The 17,270-nt window shown below is 71.9% G+C and carries 16 protein-coding genes; 11 read left to right on the top strand and 5 right to left on the bottom strand.

Features of this window, described 5'->3' with window-relative positions:
* Positions 1-7 precede the first annotated feature (7 nt).
* Entirely contained in the window at positions 8-481 is a 474-nt protein-coding gene (locus tag FHS44_RS31745) for a VOC family protein (protein WP_246436356.1), read from the bottom strand.
* Between FHS44_RS31745 and FHS44_RS31740 the strand changes: the two genes are divergently transcribed.
* Positions 480-944: a MarR family winged helix-turn-helix transcriptional regulator gene (locus FHS44_RS31740; RefSeq protein ID WP_184721442.1), complete on the top strand. Its 465-nt coding sequence runs from the start codon at positions 480-482 to the stop codon at positions 942-944. The two genes, FHS44_RS31745 and FHS44_RS31740, sit on opposite strands and share 2 nt — an antisense overlap.
* Before the next feature lie 7 nt (positions 945-951).
* Here FHS44_RS31740 and FHS44_RS31735 read toward each other — a convergent pair whose 3' ends face one another.
* Complete coding sequence (locus FHS44_RS31735; RefSeq protein WP_312863886.1) at positions 952-2,019, bottom strand: PucR family transcriptional regulator; 1,068 nt, start codon at positions 2,017-2,019, stop codon at positions 952-954.
* Between the two features lie 93 nt (positions 2,020-2,112).
* Between FHS44_RS31735 and FHS44_RS31730 the strand changes: the two genes are divergently transcribed.
* Both FHS44_RS31730 and pruA read left to right on the top strand, forming a co-directional pair.
* Positions 2,113-3,042 (top strand): proline dehydrogenase family protein, encoded by a 930-nt coding sequence (locus tag FHS44_RS31730; RefSeq protein ID WP_184721438.1) that lies wholly within the window; start codon positions 2,113-2,115, stop codon positions 3,040-3,042.
* Positions 3,042-4,667 (top strand): L-glutamate gamma-semialdehyde dehydrogenase, encoded by a 1,626-nt coding sequence (gene pruA, locus FHS44_RS31725; RefSeq protein ID WP_184721437.1) that lies wholly within the window; start codon positions 3,042-3,044, stop codon positions 4,665-4,667. The genes FHS44_RS31730 and pruA overlap by 1 nt, the downstream gene beginning before the upstream one ends.
* A gap of 56 nt (positions 4,668-4,723) precedes the next feature.
* Here the strand turns inward: pruA and FHS44_RS31720 are convergent, their stop codons facing one another.
* The 3 genes from FHS44_RS31720 to FHS44_RS31710 all read right to left on the bottom strand — a co-directional run bounded on the left by FHS44_RS31720 (position 4,724) and on the right by FHS44_RS31710 (position 8,267).
* Positions 4,724-5,485, bottom strand: coding sequence for an SDR family NAD(P)-dependent oxidoreductase (locus tag FHS44_RS31720; RefSeq protein ID WP_184721435.1), 762 nt, complete (start codon positions 5,483-5,485; stop codon positions 4,724-4,726).
* Positions 5,486-5,614: 129 nt separating this feature from the next.
* Complete coding sequence (locus tag FHS44_RS31715; protein WP_184721433.1) at positions 5,615-7,576, bottom strand: acetoacetate--CoA ligase; 1,962 nt, start codon at positions 7,574-7,576, stop codon at positions 5,615-5,617.
* Positions 7,577-7,589: 13 nt separating this feature from the next.
* Positions 7,590-8,267 carry an FCD domain-containing protein gene (locus FHS44_RS31710; protein WP_184721431.1) on the bottom strand — a complete coding sequence of 226 codons (678 nt, stop codon included), beginning with the start codon at positions 8,265-8,267 and terminating at the stop codon, positions 7,590-7,592.
* 122 nt (positions 8,268-8,389) lie between these two features.
* Here FHS44_RS31710 and FHS44_RS31705 point away from each other — a divergent pair, with 122 nt between their 5' ends.
* From FHS44_RS31705 to FHS44_RS31670, 8 genes are read left to right on the top strand one after another with little or no spacing between them, the layout of a single operon-like run.
* On the top strand, positions 8,390-9,238 hold the full coding sequence (locus tag FHS44_RS31705) for a fumarylacetoacetate hydrolase family protein (protein WP_184721429.1): 849 nt from the start codon (positions 8,390-8,392) through the stop codon (positions 9,236-9,238).
* Between the two features lie 8 nt (positions 9,239-9,246).
* Positions 9,247-10,170 (top strand): VOC family protein, encoded by a 924-nt coding sequence (locus FHS44_RS31700; RefSeq protein WP_184721427.1) that lies wholly within the window; start codon positions 9,247-9,249, stop codon positions 10,168-10,170.
* Positions 10,171-10,191: 21 nt separating this feature from the next.
* Positions 10,192-11,691, top strand: a complete 1,500-nt coding sequence (locus FHS44_RS31695) for a bifunctional 3-(3-hydroxy-phenyl)propionate/3-hydroxycinnamic acid hydroxylase (protein ID WP_184721425.1) — start codon at positions 10,192-10,194, stop codon at positions 11,689-11,691.
* Positions 11,688-12,521 (top strand): SMP-30/gluconolactonase/LRE family protein, encoded by an 834-nt coding sequence (locus FHS44_RS31690; protein ID WP_184721423.1) that lies wholly within the window; start codon positions 11,688-11,690, stop codon positions 12,519-12,521. Before FHS44_RS31695 ends, FHS44_RS31690 begins: the two co-directional genes overlap by 4 nt.
* 17 nt (positions 12,522-12,538) lie before the next feature.
* A complete protein-coding gene (locus FHS44_RS31685) occupies positions 12,539-13,732 on the top strand; it encodes a sugar ABC transporter substrate-binding protein (protein WP_184721421.1) in 1,194 nt (397 codons plus the stop codon).
* Positions 13,729-15,273: a sugar ABC transporter ATP-binding protein gene (locus FHS44_RS31680; RefSeq protein ID WP_184721419.1), complete on the top strand. Its 1,545-nt coding sequence runs from the start codon at positions 13,729-13,731 to the stop codon at positions 15,271-15,273. The genes FHS44_RS31685 and FHS44_RS31680 overlap by 4 nt, the downstream gene beginning before the upstream one ends.
* A 3-nt stretch (positions 15,274-15,276) precedes the next feature.
* The gene (locus FHS44_RS31675; protein ID WP_184721417.1) at positions 15,277-16,287 is read left to right on the top strand and encodes an ABC transporter permease; all 1,011 of its coding nucleotides are present in this window, start codon (positions 15,277-15,279) and stop codon (positions 16,285-16,287) included.
* A 10-nt stretch (positions 16,288-16,297) separates the two neighbouring features.
* Positions 16,298-17,260 carry an amidohydrolase family protein gene (locus FHS44_RS31670; RefSeq protein WP_184721415.1) on the top strand — a complete coding sequence of 321 codons (963 nt, stop codon included), beginning with the start codon at positions 16,298-16,300 and terminating at the stop codon, positions 17,258-17,260.
* Positions 17,261-17,270: the final 10 nt, after the last annotated feature.

The following is a 17,270-nucleotide window of genomic DNA, read 5'->3' as shown; positions in this document are numbered from 1 at the left end:
TTCCCGGTCAGTACGACTGGAGCTCGACCAGGTTGCCGTCCGGGTCGCGCAGGTGGGCGGCGCGCAGGGTCGGCCCCCACTCGGGACGCTCGCGCACGGCGGTCACGAGGGCGCCGCCGTACCGCACGCAGGATTCGGCGGCGGCTTCGAGGGCGCCCTCCGCGGCGGGCACGCGGAGCACCAGGACCGTCGCGTCCCCGGAGTGCCGCCCGCCGGGGACGGGGGCGCCGAGGTCGACGGCCATGGCGGCGCGGCCGTACAGGGCCAGGAGGGTCTGGCCGTCCAGGTCCCAGCTCGCGTAGGGGCCGTTCTCGCCGCCCCTGGCCAGGGTGGCCCCGGCGACCTCGCCGAGCAGGGCCCGGTAGAAGCGGAAGGCCGTGGGGAAGTCGTCCACGAGCAGTCGTGGGTGGAGGGCGTCCATGGTCGTGCTCCATTCGTTGGTGACCACCAATGATTGGAAGTATCCTACAGTTACGGACATGGCGACTCCATGTTTCTCCCAGAGCCTGCTCGACATGGACGTCTTCGTGCTGTCCAACCTCGCCCTGGCCCTGCGCAGGCGGATGGCCGAGCGGTTCGCCGAGCTGGGCGCGAACCGGTGGGACGTGGCCGTGCTCGCGGTCCTGACCGACCACGGCCCGACCGTGCAGCGGGCCCTGGGAACCCTCCTGGGCGTCGATCCCAGCGACATGGTGGACATGGCCGAGCGGCTCGTGGCGGCCGGGTGGGTCGAGCGGGAACGCGACCCGTCGGACCGCCGCCGCTACCTGCTCAGCGTGACGCCCGAGGGGCGGGAGGTGTTCGAGCGCGCCAGACGCGAGGAGGCGCGGCTGAGCGAGGCCCTGCTGGCGCCGCTCGACGAGGAGGACCGGGAGCGCTGGCGCTCGCTGCTGCGCCTGCTCCACGGCCACCTGCGCTCCGGGGACCTCGACGCCCGCCTGTGACGCGCGCTCAGAGCAGGTGGGACGCCTTGAGGGCGAGGTGGACCAGCAGGCGGTCCTGACCGTCGGCCAGGTCGCGGCCCATGAGCCGCTCGGCCTTGCCGAGACGGTAGTAGAGCGTCTGGCGGTGCACACCGAGCGCGGCGGCGGACTCCTGGACGTGACCGGCGCGGTCGAGGTATCCCTCGACGCTCCTGGCCGCCTCGGGGTCGCCGAGCAGCCCGGTGACCTCCCCCGCCAGCTCCCCCAGGTCGGCCCGGGACAGGCGGGTGAGCGTCCGGTAGACGCCGATCCCGGACCAGGCCGCGACCGGGGCGAACTCGGGCACCCGGCCCGCGACCCTGAGCGCCCGTACGGCCTCCTGCCAGCTCCGCCAGGCCTGGGCCGGGTCCTCCCGCGAACCGCCGACCCCGGCGGCCGTGCCGTACATCTCCTGGACGCGTGAGGCCAGCTCGATCGCCTGGCCCGAGGGGACGAGCAGGGCGGCGGCGGGCTCGCCGGAGGTGAGCGGCTCGGGGTCGGCGAGCACGGTCCTGGGGAGGGTCCAGAGGGCGGCGACCCGGTCGGGGGAGGTCCTGACCGCGACCGCCGTCACCGGCCCCGTCACGTCGAGCCGCGCCAGCGCCTGCGCGCGCTCCTCGGGGTCGGAGGAGAACAGCTCGCGCAGGCTCCTGCCCAGGTGCTGGCGGCGGCGGGCGTCCTGGGCGAGCGTCGCGGCGGCCTGCGCCACGAGGCCGGAGACCGAGGCGAGCGTGGCGTCGTCGAGCGTGCCGTCGTCGAGCAGCCACAGGTAGCCGTAGGTGACGCCGAGGTAGCGCAGCGGCACGCAGACCCTGGCCAGCACGCCGAGCTCGGCGTCGGCGGGGATGCGCACCGGGCCCTTGGCGCCCGCTATGCCGTACCCCTCGAAGTAGGCCCGCACCTCCGAGGTCGCGCGGCGGCGCAGGATGGACTCCTGGCGGACCGTGTCGATGTCGCCGCTCTGCGCGGCGTAGGCGAGGAGCTGCAACGAGCGGTCCTCAATGGTGGCCGAGGCGCCGAGCCTGCCGGCGATCTCATCGACTGTCTCCTGTAGCACTCCCCTATTGTTGTACATCTGTATGAAATCCGATCACATCGGTCGTGGCAGATGCACATGGGGTTGACGAAACGTCGGATTTAGTCTAGTAGCATGCTCGGTTCCCTTCTTCTCGCCGGGTCGCGGTTGCCGCTGGTACGGCGCGCGGTCTCCGGCGTTCCGCTGACACGCAAGGTCGTCGACCGCTTCGTGGCGGGCGAGGACGTCCAGCAGGCGGTCACGGCCATCCGGCGGCTGACCGACACGGGTCTCGCCGTCACCATCGACCATCTGGGCGAGGAGACCCGGGACTCCGACGCCGCCGCCGCGACGGCCGACGCCTACGTCGTGCTGCTCGACGCGCTGAGCGAGCTCGGCCTCGGCTCCCGCGCCGAGGTCTCCGTGAAACTCTCCGCCGTCGGCCAGGCGCTCGGCGCGGACGGCGACAAGATCGCCCTGGAGAACGCCCGCCGCATCTGCGAGGCCGCGGCGGCCGTGGGGTCGAACGTGACCTTCGACATGGAGGACCACACCACGGTCGACTCGACCCTCTCCATCCTGCGGGCGGTGCGCGGGGACTTCCCGTCCACGGGCGTCGCCCTGCAGTCCTACCTGTTCCGCACCGAGGAGGACTGCCGCGACCTGTCCCACGAGGGGTCGCGGGTCCGCCTGGTCAAGGGGGCCTACGCCGAACCCGCGTCAGTCGCCCACCAGGACAAGGGCGAGGTCGACAAGGCCTACGTCCGCTGTCTTCGGATCCTGATGGCCGGGCAGGGATACCCCATGGTGGCCACGCACGACGACCGGCTGATCTCGATCACCGAGACGCTCGCCGACCGCTTCGGCCGCTCACGGGGCGGCTACGAGTACCAGATGCTCTACGGCATCCGCACCGACAAGCAGCAGGCCCTGGCGGGCGCGGGCCACACCATGCGCGTCTACATCCCGTACGGCGACGACTGGTACGGCTACTTCATGCGCCGCCTCGCCGAACGCCCGGCCAACATCGCCTTCTTTCTTCGCGCCCTTATCGGAGGCAAGTGATGGATGCCATCTCCAACGTCCCGGCTCCGCTCAACGAGCCCGTCCTCGGCTACGCGCCGGGAAGCGCGGAGCGCTCCGCGCTGGAGAGCCGCGTCAAGGAACTGACCGGCGCCCAGCTCGACCTGACCATGACGATCGGCGGCGAGCAGCGGATGGGCGGTGGCGGCCTCATCGACGTGGTCCAGCCGCACAACCACGCCTCCGTGCTGGGCCGTACTGCCGAGGCCACCGCCGACGACGTGCGGGCCGCGATCGACTCCGCGCTGGCCGCCGCACCCGCCTGGCGGGCCCTGTCGTTCGACGAGCGGGCCGCGATCTTCCTCAAGGCCGCCGACCTGCTGGCCGGGCCGTACCGTAGGACGCTCAACGGCGCCACGGTCCTCGGGCAGTCGAAGTCGGTCCAGCAGGCCGAGATCGACGCGGCGTGCGAGCTGATCGACTTCCTGCGCTTCAACGTCGCCTTCGCTCGCCAGCTCTACAGCGACCAGCCCGTCTCCTCGCCCGGCGTGTGGAACCGGATGGAGTACCGCCCGCTTGAGGGCTTCGTGCTGGCCATCACGCCGTTCAACTTCACGGCCATCGCGGGGAACCTGCCGACGTCGGCGGCCCTGATGGGCAACGTCGTTGTCTGGAAGCCCTCCCCCACCCAGCAGTTCGCCGCGCACTTCACCATGCGGCTGCTTGAGGAGGCGGGCCTGCCGCCCGGCGTCATCAACATGGTGACCGGCAACGGCGCCGCCGTCTCCGAGGTCGCGACCACCCACCCGCAGCTAGCCGGCATCCACTTCACCGGCTCGACCGCGACCTTCCAGCACCTGTGGGCGACGGTCGGCGCCAACATCGCCTCCTACCGGTCCTATCCGCGCCTGGTCGGTGAGACCGGCGGCAAGGACTTCGTGCTCGCCCACCCGTCCGCCGACCCGGCCGTGCTGACGACCGCGCTGGTCAGGGGTGCTTTCGAGTATCAGGGACAGAAGTGTTCCGCGGCCTCGCGCGCCTACGTCCCCCGGTCGATCTGGACGGCGATCCGTGACGACCTCGTCGGCACCGCCGAGTCGCTGACCGTCGGCGACGTGGCCGCCGACCTGTCCACCTTCATGGGCGCGGTCATCGACGAGCGGGCCTTCGCCAAGCACAAGGCCGCGATCGACCGGGCCCGCGAACTCGACTCGATCGAGCTGCTGACCGGCTCCTACGACGACTCGACCGGCTACTTCGTCAGGCCGACCATCCTGGTCTCCGGCGACCCGACCGACGAGATCTTCGTCAAGGAGTACTTCGGGCCGATCCTCGGCGTGCACGTCTACGACGACGCCGACTTCGACACGATCCTCGACCAGATGGAGAGCGTCTCGCCGTACGCGCTGACCGGCTCGGTCATCGCCCAGGACCGCTACGCGATCGCCTCGGCCTCCGAGCGGCTGCGCTTCGCGGCGGGCAACTTCTACGTCAACGACAAGCCGACCGGGGCGGTCGTGGGCCAGCAGCCCTTCGGCGGCGCCCGCGCCTCGGGCACCAACGACAAGGCCGGTTCGATCTTCAACCTGATCCGCTGGGTGAACACCCGCACGATCAAGGAGACCTTCGTTCCTCCGACGTCGTACGGCTACCCGCACATGGGCTGAGGTCTCTTTCTCGTACGCTTTTCGCGCCCGGGGCTCGCGTCGTCGAGTCCTGGGCGTCACGTCACCGTGAAGCCGCCGTCCACCACCACCGTCTGGCCGGTGAGGTAGCCGCCGGCGTCGGAGGCCATCCATACGAGGGTGGCGGCCAGTTCCTCGGGGTGGCCCATGCGGCGGAGCAGGACGCGTGGCATGGTCTCCTCCAGGTAGCCGGGGGCGTACTGCTCGGTCATCTCGGAGGCGAAGAAGCCGGGGGCGACGGCGTTGACCCGGATGCCCTTGCGGCCGCTCCACTGCTGCGCGAGGTCCCGGGTCAGGCCGATCAGCGCGGCCTTGCTGGCCGAGTACGCCGCCTGCGGCAGCCCCGCCGTGGTGAGGCCGAGGACGCTTGAGACGTTGATGATGGACGAGCCCGGCCGCATGACGCGTCCGCATCCCTGGGCGACCCAGTAGCAGCCGTTGAGGTTGGTCTCGATGACACGGCGGAACTGCTCGGGGGTCTCCCTGGTCGCGGGGTGCGCGCTGGCGACACCGGCGTTGTTCACCAGGACGTCGACCCGCCCGAACTCGGCGACGACCCGCTCGACGAGGGCGTAGGCCTGGTCCGGGTCGGACACGTCGGCGGTGACCGGCAGCGCCCTGCGCCCGGTCCCGCGCACCAGCTCGGCGGTGCGCTCAAGGCGGTCGGCGCGCCGTCCGGCGAGGGCGACGTCGGCCCCGGCCTCGGCGAAGGCGCGGGCGAACTCGACGCCGAGTCCTGACGAGGCGCCGGTCACCAGGACGACGCGATCGTCGAGACGGAACCTGTCGAGGATGCTCATGGTCACTCCAAACGAAAGGCGGAAGGCGGAAGGGGCGCCACCGGGGCCGACGGGTGCGGGATCGGGAGGGTGCGACTCAGACAGCTCGGCTCAAAAGTGCGGCTCAAAGGTGCGGCTTGGAGATGCGGTTCAGGCTGTGGCGTGTTGTCGGTGCTGGGTGCCGATCTCGCGGTACCACGCGAGGAGGTCCGGACGGTCGATGCTCGCGGGGTCCACCACGCTCGCGGGGTCGTCGCCTCGCAGCAGCCGTTTGACCGGCACCTCCAGCTTCTTGCCCGTGCGGGTGTGCGGGATGCCGGGCGCGGCGATGATGTCGTCGGGAACGTGCCGGGGTGAGGCGTGGGTCCTGATGGCGGCCCTGATGACGTCGCGGAGCTCCTCGTCCAGTTCCACGCCGGGGGCCGTGGTGACGAACAGCGGCATCCAGTAGCCCCCGTCGGCCTCCTCGATCCCGACGACCAGGGCCTCGGCCACCTGCGGGAGATCCTCGACGGGGGCGTAGATGTCGCCGCTGCCCATCCGGACCCCGCGGCGGTTGAGGGTGGCGTCGGAGCGTCCGTGGATGACGACGGTCCCGTGGGCGGTGACCGTGATCCAGTCGCCGTGCCGCCAAACGCCGGGGAAGGTGTCGAAGTAGGCGCCGCGCAGCCGTACGTCGCCGGGATCGTTCCAGAACCGGAGCGGCATCGACGGCATCGGCCGCGTGACGACGAGTTCCCCGACGGCCTCCTCGACCGGCGCGCCGAGGGGGTCGAAGGCGTCGAGCGCCACGCCCAGGCACGGCGCCGAGAGCTCACCCGCCCACACCGGCACCGTCGGCACCCCACCGGCGAAGGCGGTCACCACGTCGGTGCCGCCGCTGGTGGAGACCACCGCGACCCGCGAGGGCAGGTTCCCGATGGTCCAGCGGTGCAGGTCCGCGGGGAAGGTCGAGCCGGTGACCGCCAGGCAGCGCAGGCCGTCCAGGCGGTGGGCGCCGGGATCGATTCCGGCCTTCTGGCACGCCGCCAGGTAGCCGGGGCTGGTGCCGAGCACCTGGACGCCGGTGCTCGCGGCGAGGTCCCAGAGCCGGTCGGGGCCGGGGTGGGCCGGGCTGCCGTCGTAGCAGACGACGGTGACGCCGAGCAGGAGTCCGCCGACCAGGAAGTTCCACATCATCCAGCTTGGGCTGGTGTACCAGAACATGCGGTCACCGGCGCGCAGGTCGAGGTGGAAGGCGGCGTGCTTGCGGTGTTCGAGCACCACACCGCCGTGGCCGTGCACGATGCCCTTGGGGCGCCCGGTGGTCCCGGAGGAGAAGAGCACCCACAGCGGGTGGTCGAAGGGCACGTCGGCCGGGGCCAGCGTGACGCCGGTACGGCCTGCGGCCTCGGCCCAGGGCAGGGCGTCCGGGATCTTCCCCTCGCCCACGAACACCGTCGTCACCAGTCCGGGAAGGGCGGCGCGCAGCTCGTCGAGGTCGCGGCGCCGGTCGACGCGACGGCCCGCGAAGTCACAGGCGTCGGCCGCGACGAGCACGGTCGGCTCAAGCTGGGACAGGCGCGCGACTGCCGCCGCCGAGCCGTAGTCGAGGCCGCACATCGCCCAGACGGCGCCGAGGCTCGCCGTGGCGAGGAATCCGACCACCGCCTCGACGCCGTTGGGCAGGTAGCCGACGACCCGGTCTCCTGGGCCGACTCCCAGCTCGGTGAGGGTGGCCGCGAGGGACGCCACCTGGTCGCGCAGCCCGGCCCAGGTGACCTCGCGGGTGTGTCCGGACTCCTCGACGGCGATGACGGCGACGTCGTGGTCGGGGCGGTCGCGGAACACCTCGCGGGTGTAGTTCAGGGTGGCGCCGGGGAACCACACGGCGCCGGGCATGCGCTCCCCGGACAGCGCCGGTGCCCCGGCGGGGCGGGGCGGCATGCCGAAGTGGTCCCACACCGCGGACCAGAAGCCGTCGAGGTCCTCAACTGACCAGCGCCACAGGTCGCGGTAGCCGGTGGTCAGGTCACGGCCGGTGAGTGTGGACGCGTGCCTGGCGAACGCGGTGACGCGGGCACCGGTGACGGTCTCCGCTGAGGGGGACCAGTCCGGAGGGACGGGGGGCATGTCGATGACTCCTTCACTCACGGGTGAGCGCGCCGGAGATCAGCACCTGGGTGGTGTGGGCGATGTGGTCGCGCAGCAGCCGCGCGGCCAGTACGGCGTCGCGGGCGAGGGCGGCATCGAGGATGGCGCGGTGTTCGCCCGCGACGTCCCGGTCCTTCTCGTTGCCCAGCGGCCCCGCCCACCGGCGGTAGAGCTCGGCCTCGTCGCGCAGGCCCAGCGCGATGCCGACCATGCGCCGGCTGGGGCAGCCCTGCAGGAGCGCGCGGTGGAACACCTCGTGGGCGGTGTACCACTCTTCGAGCGTCTCCTCGGAGGCGTTCCGGGTGTCGATCCGGGACAGGACGTGGTGGGCGGCCACGATGTCGCCCTCCCAGGCCATGTCGCCGTGCACGACGGCCTGGCGGAACGTCGTCGCCTCGATCTCGACCCGCGCCATGGTGAGGTCGGTCAGTTCCTCCTCCGACAGTTCGGCGACGGTGTAGCCCTGGTGGGCCTGGGGCCGTACGAGACGCTCTGAGGCGAGGCGGGCCAGCGCCTCGCGGGCGACCCCGACGCTGGTGTCGTAGGCCGCGCAGAGGGCCGGGAACTTCAGGCGGGCGCCGGGCTGGAGGCGCGCCGCGAAGATGTCGGCCCGGATCCGCTCGTACACCTGGTCGGTCCGTGTCTTCTTCGCGCCGTTCTGCTGGGGCATGGGGCGAAGCCTAGCTTGATACGAAACAGCCCACAACATTCGAATGTCTATTGACATTTGCGAAACTCAGTACGCATGGTGTGTGACCTAGGACATCGCGGACGAGACGAGAGGAAGCACCGATGCGTATCGGGAACATCGGGGGGCGGGCACTGCTGATCACCGGCGAGGACACCGGGATCGACATCGCCACCGCCAGCGAGGGCGTCTTCGGCCCGTCCGTGCAGACGCTCTACGACCGGTGGGCGGAGTTCCGGGCCTGGGCGGCTCGGGCACCGCTGGACGACGCGGAGGCGCGTCACTTCACCCCGGAGGAGATCGACGCCCCGGCCCCCGCGCCGCGGCAGGTCTTCGCGATCGGGCTCAACTACGCCGAACACGCCGGTGAGTCGGGCGTCGCCGTACCCGAGGAACCGGCGGTGTTCACGAAGTTCCCCACCTCCCTGACGGGGCCGGTCACCGAGGTCACCCTGCCCGAGGGCAACGTGGACTGGGAGGTCGAACTCGTGGTGGTCATCGGCCGCGAGGCCAGGAACGTTCCACGGGAGAACGCCTGGGAGTACGTCGCGGGCGTGACCGTCGGCCAGGACCTCTCCGAGCGGAGACTCCAGCACGTCGGGCCGCTGCCGCAGTTCAGCCTGGCCAAGTCCTATCCGGGTTTCGGGCCGATTGGACCGTTCCTGGTGACCGTCGACGAGTTCGACGATCCCGACGACCTCGTCCTCGGCTGCTCGGTCAACGGCGAGACGGTCCAGAGCTCGCGAACCCGTCACATGATCTTCTCGGTGCCGGAGCTCCTGGCCAGGCTGTCGGCCGTCGCCCCCCTGCTGCCCGGCGACGTCGTCTTCAGCGGCACCCCCTCCGGCGTCGGGGGCGCCCGCAGACCGCCGAGGTTCCTCGCTCCCGGGGACACGCTCGTGTCCTACGTGCAGGACATCGGCCGCCTCACCCAGACCTTCGTCTCCGCCTAGGGGAAGACATGGCACTGCACCGACTCAACTCGCTCACCGTCGGCGTTCCGAACCTCGCCCCGACGCTGGAGTACTACCGCGACTTCGGCCTGCGCCCCGAGGCCGACGGGTGGCTGTCCACCGTCGACGGCGGCCGCCAGCTCCGCCTGGTCCCGGCGCCGACCCGCAGGCTCGTCGAGCTTGAGATCGGGGTGGACGACCCCGACGACGTCGGGAGGATGGCGCGGCGGCTGCGGGCCCTCGACCTCGACGTGGACGCGCGGCAGGACCGGCTCGCCGTCCTGGAGCCGATCAGCGGCGTGCGCGTCGTGGCCCGGGTGACCGGCCGTCTCGTCCAGCCCCACGTCCCCGCCCCGCCGTACAACGCGCCAGGTGATCCGGCGCGCGGCTCGACGCGGGCGCCCGGGATCCTGCGGGAGACGCCGGTACGGCCCCGCAGGCTCGGCCACGTCGTCATCGGCTCGGTCGACCAGCCCGCCACGGAACGCTTCTTCGCCGACGGCGTCGGCCTCAAGGTCAGCGACGTGGTGCCCGGGATGGCGGCCTTCATGCGCTGCTCGACCGACCACCACAACGTCCTGGTCTCCCAGGCGCCGGTTAACTTCCTGCACCACACCTCCTGGCAGGTGGACGACGTCGACGAGATCGGCCGTGGCGCCACGGCGATGCTCCGCGAGCACCCGGAACGCCACGTCTGGGGGCTCGGCAGGCACCACATCGGGTCGAACTTCTTCTGGTACCTCAAGGACCCGGCGGGGAACTTCGCGGAGTACTACTCCGACCTCGACTGCATCGTCGACGACGCGCTCTGGAAGCCCGAGGTGTGGGACGCCGCGCACAGCCTCTACACCTGGGGGCCGCCCCCTCCCCCGTCCTTCGTCGAGCCGGACGACCTCGCCGCGCTGATGGCCGGCGCCCACCAAGCCCCCTGACCAGCCCCGGGAGTAACCGCCATGACCCACCCCACCACCGCGGGCTACGACGTCGTCATCGTCGGGGCCGGACCCGCCGGACTGACCCTGGCCCGGTTGCTGGCGATGCGGCGGCACCGTGTCGCGCTCGTCGATCCCAACCGCATCGTCTGCCAGCACCCCAGGGCGACCCACCTCGACGACGAGACGATGCGCACCCTGCAGACGCTCGGCGCCGCCGATCTCGAAGCGAGGTTCCTGCGCCAGGAGAGCTGGCAACTGCGGTCGGCGGACGGCTCGGTGTTCCTTGAGTTCGAGATGCCCGGCGACAACTCCGACCAGGGCTGGCGCGCGGACTACCAGTTCCACCAGCCCGACTTCGAGTCCCGGCTGCGGGGCCTGCTGGTCGACGACCACGTCGACCTGCTGCTCGGAGCGGAGGTGACCGGCTTCACCCAGACCGACGACGCCGTTCTCGTACGGCTGGCCGACCGGCGCACCGGCGAGGAACGCCTCGTCGAGGCGGCGTACATGGTCGGCAGCGACGGGGCGAACTCGTTCGTCCGCGGGGCGGCCGGTGCCGAGGTGGAGGACCTCGACGGCACCCAGCGCTCGCTCATCATCGACATCCACCCCTACGAGCATCCGCGAAGCCTGCCCGACAGGAGCGGCTTCATCGTCTGCGAGGACGAACGGCCCCTGACCTACGTGCCGACGTTCCCGCCGAAGCTGCGGTTCGAGTTCATGCTGAGGGACGGCGACGACGCCCACGCGTTCGAGCATCCCGCCCGGACCTACGACCTGCTCTCACGGTGGCTGACGCCGGGTTCCTACCGGATCCTGCGCACCGACGTCTACGAGTGGCACGCCCGGCTCGTGCACGGCTGGCGCCGGGGACGCGTGCTGCTCGCGGGCGACGCCGCCCACGAGATGCCGCCGATGCTCGGCCAGGGAATGTGCTCCGGCCTGCGGGACGCGACGAACCTGGCGTGGAAGCTCAGCGCCGTCCTCTCCGGGGCGGACCAGGCGCTTCTCGACACCTACGAGAGTGAGCGTTCGCCCCACGTGCGCCCCTACATCGTGGAGTCGGCGCGGCAGGCGAACCTGATCGAGGCCTTCGCCGACCCCGCGGCGCGTCCCGCCCCCGGCCCCGCCCAGATCCTGGTGCGCCACCGCCCGCTGCTCGGACGTGGGCTCGTGCCAGAACCGGCAGACCCCGTCGGGCAGCTCAGCCCGCAGCCGCGCACCGCCGAGGGCACCCTCCTGGACGACCTGGTCGGCTACCGGTTCCTCGTCGCCGGTGACCGCCCGACGATCCGCGGGGTCTCGGACGCCACCCGTGCGACGTGGGAGCGGCTGGGCTTCGCCGTACTCGACGATCCGCCCGTGGAGATGACCGGCTGGCTGGCCTCCCACGGGGCCGACGCCGTGATCATCCGGCCCGACCGGTACACCCACGCCGCCGTCACCGGCTCCGCCGCCCTGGACAGGGCGACGGTCGAGCTGGGCGAGTGGCTCCTGCCCGTCAGGGAGGCGGCATGAGGCCGTACGCCACCGGGATGACCTGGGGAGAGGGGCCGCGCTGGCACGACGGCGCGCTGTGGCTCTCCGACACCCAGGGCCGCAGGCTGTGGACCGACGCCGACGGCACGTGGACCGCGACCCCGCTGGAGTCGGTCTCCAACGGCCTGTGGTTCCTGCCGGACGGCCGCCTGGTCGGCGCCATGATGGACGAGAGACGGATCGGCGTGTGGAGCGGCGGGCGCTGGGAGACCTACGCCGACCTCGCCCCGCTCGGCGTCGGACCGCTCGGCGACCTCGTCGGTGACGCCGCGGGCAACCTCTACGTCGACGACGTCGCCTTCGCCGCCGCCCGTGGGGAGCCGCCCCGCCCGGGACGCGTCGTCCTCGTCCGCGCGGACGGAACCGCCACGGTCGCCGCGGAGGACGTCGAGTTCCCCAACGGGCTCGCGTTCCTCGACGGAGGCGCCACCCTCGTCGTCGCCGAGACCTCCCGGCAGCGGCTCACCGCGTTCCGGGTCGCGGCGGACGGCACCCTGCGCGACCGGCGCGTCTACGCCGACGTCGCCGCCCTGGTCGGCCCCGAGGCCAGGCCGGACGGCATCTGGCCCGCCGAGGAGGGCGTCTGGGTGGCCACCACGACGGGACGGGTGGTCGCGCGGCTCCGCGAGGGCGAACTCGCCGAGTCCGTTGACGTCTCCCCCGGCTATCCGATCGCCTGCTGCGCCGACGACCGGGGACGCCTCCTGGTGACCGTCGCGCACACCGAGGGAGCACCCCTGCTCGACGCGCTCGCCCGCAGGGCGGTCAGCACCACGGCGGTCCTCGTTCCCACCACCCCCCACCGCTGAACCCCTGGAAGTCCCGCATGAACACCACTGCCAACACCCCCGCTCCCATTCCTTCCGTACGGCGCCGCCTGGTGGGCGCCGGGCTCGCCACGGCGCTCCTGGCCGCGCTGGCCGCGTGCGGCGGCGGCGCCACCACGACCTCGGCCTCGGCCGGGCCGGAGACGAAGGAGGGCACGGCTGCGCGGGCCGCTCTCGCCGACCTGGCGCGGCCCTTCGGGGAGGTGCCGACGCTCGGCACACCGTTCGACACCGCCGCGCTGGCGGGCAAGACCGTCTACTACGTGCCGATCGCGCTGAAGGTCGGCCACTTCCCGCTGATCACGAAGAACCTCACCGACGCCCTCGGCCGCGTCGGCGTCAAGCTCTACACCTGCGACGGGCAGGGCAACCCGTCCGGCATCAGCTCCTGCCTCGACCAGGCGATCGCGTCCAAACCGGCCGCCGTCGTCACCGACTACATCCCCTACGAGATGGTGCCGACCGCCATCGACCGGGTCCGCAAGAGTGGCGTCCCCGTGTTCGTCGCGGGCGCGGCGGCCCCCGAGGGCACCGAGCAGTCGGCGACCTTCGCCTTCGGCGACCCCGACAGGCAGGGATTCGTCCTGATGGACGGGATCGGTGACGCGGTCGTCGCGGACTCCGACGGAAAGGCGAGCGTCCTGCTGCTGTCCGTGACCGACAGCGCCAGCACCCGGCGCGCGGGCGCCCGCGCCGCCGCGCATCTCAAGGAGGCCTGCCCCGGCTGCAGGCTCGTCGTCAAGGAGGTGAGCCTCAGCCGGATGAAGGACGTCCCGTCGCTGGTGAGCAGCGCGCTCCTCACCGACCCGTCCATCGGCTACGTGATCCCGCAGTACGACACCTATCTGGCGGCCACCACCACCGGTCTCCAGTCGAGCGGCAAGGCCCGCGACGTCAGGATCGCCACCAGCGGCGCGACCCTCGCCGCCGTGCAGCAGGTAAAGACCAACGACCGGCTGATCGCGGTCGCCGGTGTCAACCCGCCCTACCTGGCGTGGACCATGGCCGACTCGGTGCTGCGGATGCTGGCCGGTCAGCGGCCGCCCGCGGAGTACCCCTCGCTGGCGCGGGCCTTCACCAAGGACAACATCGGCACGCTCGACCTGACCCCCGAGGCCGAGGTCAGCGGCAGGTGGTTCGGGGAGCCCGGCGCCTACCAGAAGGCGTTCACCGGCCTGTGGGGCGTACGGTGACCTCGGCGCCGCCCCGCCTGGAGCTGTCGGGGCTGTCGAAGTCCTTCGGCGCCTTCCGCGCCCTCCGCGACGTGGACCTGACCGTCGGGGCGGGCGAGATCCACGGCCTGGTCGGGCAGAACGGCTGCGGCAAGTCCACCCTCGTGAAGATCCTCGCCGGGTACCACCCGCCGGACCGGGGAGGACGCATCCTGGTCGACGGCCGGGCGCTCGCCACCCCGGTCAGGCCGCGGGACCTCCGCGCGGCGGGCATCGCCATCGTGCACCAGGACTTCGGGCTGGTGCGGGAGAAGTCGGTCGCCGAGAACATCGCCGTCGGGTCCTTCACCACGACCCGGTGGGCGCGACGGGTGGACTGGCGCGCCGGGGAGAGGCGGGCGGCCGAGCTCCTGGAACGTCTCGACGCCACCTGGATCGACCCGGCGCGGCCGGTGAGCGCGCTCGGCCCGGCCGACCGTTCGATCGTCGCCATCGCCAGGGCACTGCGCACCCAGCGTCCCGGCGAGGGGCTGATCGTGCTGGACGAGTCGACCAGGGCGCTGCCGAAGGACAGCCTGGAGGACTTCTACCGGGTCCTGCGCGGCGTGGTCCTGCGCGGCGGCGCCGCCCTCGTGGTCTCCCACAGCCTGGAGGAGATCAGACGGATCACCGACCGGGTCACCGTACTGCGCGACGGCTCCGTCGTCGGCAGAAGCGTGGACACCGCCGGTACCTCTGAGCAGGAGATCGCGCGCCGGATGCTCGGCCGGGTCGTGGAGCGACGCGTCCACAACCGGCGGGAGACACCCCGGTCCGGACCCCCGATCACGGTCAGCGGCCTCACCGGACGCACGGTCCGCGAGGTGTCGATGGAGATCGGGCCCGGTGAGGTCGTCGGGCTCACCGGCGTCGCGGGAGCGGGCTGGGACGAGGTGCCGTACCTGCTCACCGGCGCGCGCCGTCCCGCCAACGGCTCCGTCAGGACCGGACGCGCCAGCGTCGATCTCGCCCGTGCCCACAGTCGCGACTGCATCGCGGCCGGTATCGCACTGCTGCCCGAGCACCGCATCGACGACGGCCTCGCGCTCACCCTGCCGGTCGGCGAGAACGTCACCCTGCCCCGGGTCCGGCTCCGGGGCCGCCCGTGGCTCATCGGCCGCGGATGGCAGCACGCCGAGGTCACCTCGGTCCTCGACGATCTCGGCGTACGGCCCCGCCGCCCCGACATCCCCGTCGGGCAGCTCAGCGGCGGCAACCAGCAGAAGGTGATGCTCGGGAAGTGGCTGGCCGGCCGTCCCGAGCTGCTGGTCCTGCACGAACCCACGCAGGCGGTCGACGTCGGCGCCCGCGAGGACATCCTGCGAGCCATCTCGGAGACGGCCGAGCGCGGGGTCGCCGTCGTCGTCGCCTCCATCCAGCCCGCCGACCTGGCCGCGGTCTGCGACCGGGTGCTGATCTTCCGCGACGGCGGGATCGACGGTGAGATCACCGCCCCCACCGAGGACGCCGTCGTCGAGGCCGTGTACGCCGCTCCGTCCCCCTCCCCACGCAGAAAGGGCTGACCCGTGTCCCAGACGAAATCACCAAGCGGCGTCGCGGCACCGGCCCGGCCTCGGGCCGCCGACGGCCTCGACTGGCAGCGGTTCACCAGCCGCTACGCCATCGTCGGAATCTGGATCCTCATGTGCGGCCTCTACGCCGCGCTGATGCCCGGCGCGTTCCTGCAGGGCTCGACGTTCCGCAGCGTCTTCGCCTCCCAGCAGGCCCTGGTGTTCCTGGCGCTGGCCGCGATGATGACGTTCGTCGTCGGCGAGTTCGACCTGTCCATCGCCTCCGCGCTCGGCCTCTCGGCCACCCTGGTGCCGGTCCTGGCCATCCTCCACGGCTGGAACCTGGGGCTCGCCTGCGTGGTCGCCGTGCTCGCGTCGGCCCTCGGCGGGCTGGTCAACGGCTTCCTGGTCGTGAGGATCGGCGTCCCCGCGCTCATCGTGACCCTGGGCAGCTCCACCCTCATGCTCGGGATCGCCTCGCTGGTCTCGCACCAGACGACCGTCTCCGGCCTGTCCCCGGGGTTCGCCGACGTCGCCCTGTACGAGGTGGCCGGGCTGCCGGTCAGCTTCTTCTACGGCCTGGCCCTCGCCCTGGCGATCGGCTACGTGCTCACCTTCACCCCTCTCGGGCGGCACATGACCTTCGTCGGCGCCAACCGCGAGGTCGCCAGGCTCGCCGGGGTCGCCGTCGACCGCATCCGGCTCGGCGCGTTCGTCGTGGGCAGCACGCTCGCCGGGGTCGGCGGGGTGCTGCTGGTCGCCTCGGTCGGCGGCTACGACTCCACGGTCTCCCCCACCTACCTCCTGCCCGCCTTCGCCGCGACCTTCCTCGGCACCGCCGTCGTACGGCCGGGCCGCTTCAACCCGATCGGCACGCTAGTGGCGATCTACTTCCTCGCCACCGGGATCCTCGGGCTGCAGATGCTCGGCTACACCGGGTGGATCGAGAACGTCTTCTACGGCACCGCGCTCATCATCGCCGTCTCCGTCGCCACCATCGTCCGCCGCCGCACGGCCTCGACCTGAGGAGACCACCATGCGTTACATCGCCCTGGAAGAGGCGTTCGCCCTTCCCGAGCTGGCCGCGCGCCAGCCCACGGTCCCCATGCGCATCCGCGTCACCGACGAGTACGCCGAGATGTGCGGCCGCAAACTCGTCGACTTCGAGGAGTACCGCCTGCCCGAGATGGACGCCAACGGCGTCGACATCCAGGTGCTGTCGCTGACGGTTCCCGGCATCCAGGCCGACACCGCCCCGGACAGGGCCGTGGACAACGCCGTGTTCGCCAACGACGCCCTCGCCGAGGTCGTCGGCAGGCACCCGGCCAGGTTCCGCGGGTTCGCCGCGCTCCCCATGCAGGACCCCGGTGCCGCGGTGGCCGAGCTCGACCGCTGCGTGCGGCAACTCGGTTTCGTCGGCGCCCTGGTCAACGACCACACGCGGGGGCGCTACCTGGACGATCCGGCCTACGAGGAGCTGTGGAGCGCGCTTGAGGAGCTCGGGGTGCCGCTCTACCTGCACCCGGGGTCGGTCCCCGCCGACGACTGGCACGTCATGCGGGGCAGGCCCGAGATGTACGGCGCGAGCTGGAGCTGGCAGGCCGAGACCGGGGGTCACGCGATGCGCCTGGTCTACGCGGGCGTGTTCGACCGGCATCCACGCGCGACGCTCATCCTGGGCCACCTGGGAGAGTTCCTTCCCTTCCAGCGTTCCCGCCTGGACTCCCGGTACCGGACGCTGCGGGTGGACACCCCGCTGCTGCGCATGCCGTCGGAGTACATCGGCACCAACATCGTGCTGACCACCAGTGGCGTGCTCGACCCGGCGGCGATCGAGGCGGCGGTGCTCACCGCCGGGGCCGACGCGGTGATGTTCTCCGTCGACTACCCCTACGAGGACACCGCGGCGGCCGTGGCGTCGGTCGAGAAGGCGAACCTCTCCGACGACGTCAAGGAGCGGATCGCCCACCGCAACGCCCGCCGCGTGCTCGGCATCTGAACCCGTCCAC

The organism is Streptosporangium saharense (genome assembly GCF_014203715.1).
Taxonomy (GTDB): Bacteria; Actinomycetota; Actinomycetes; order Streptosporangiales; family Streptosporangiaceae; genus Streptosporangium; species Streptosporangium saharense.
This window is presented reverse-complemented; position numbering and strand designations above follow the sequence as displayed.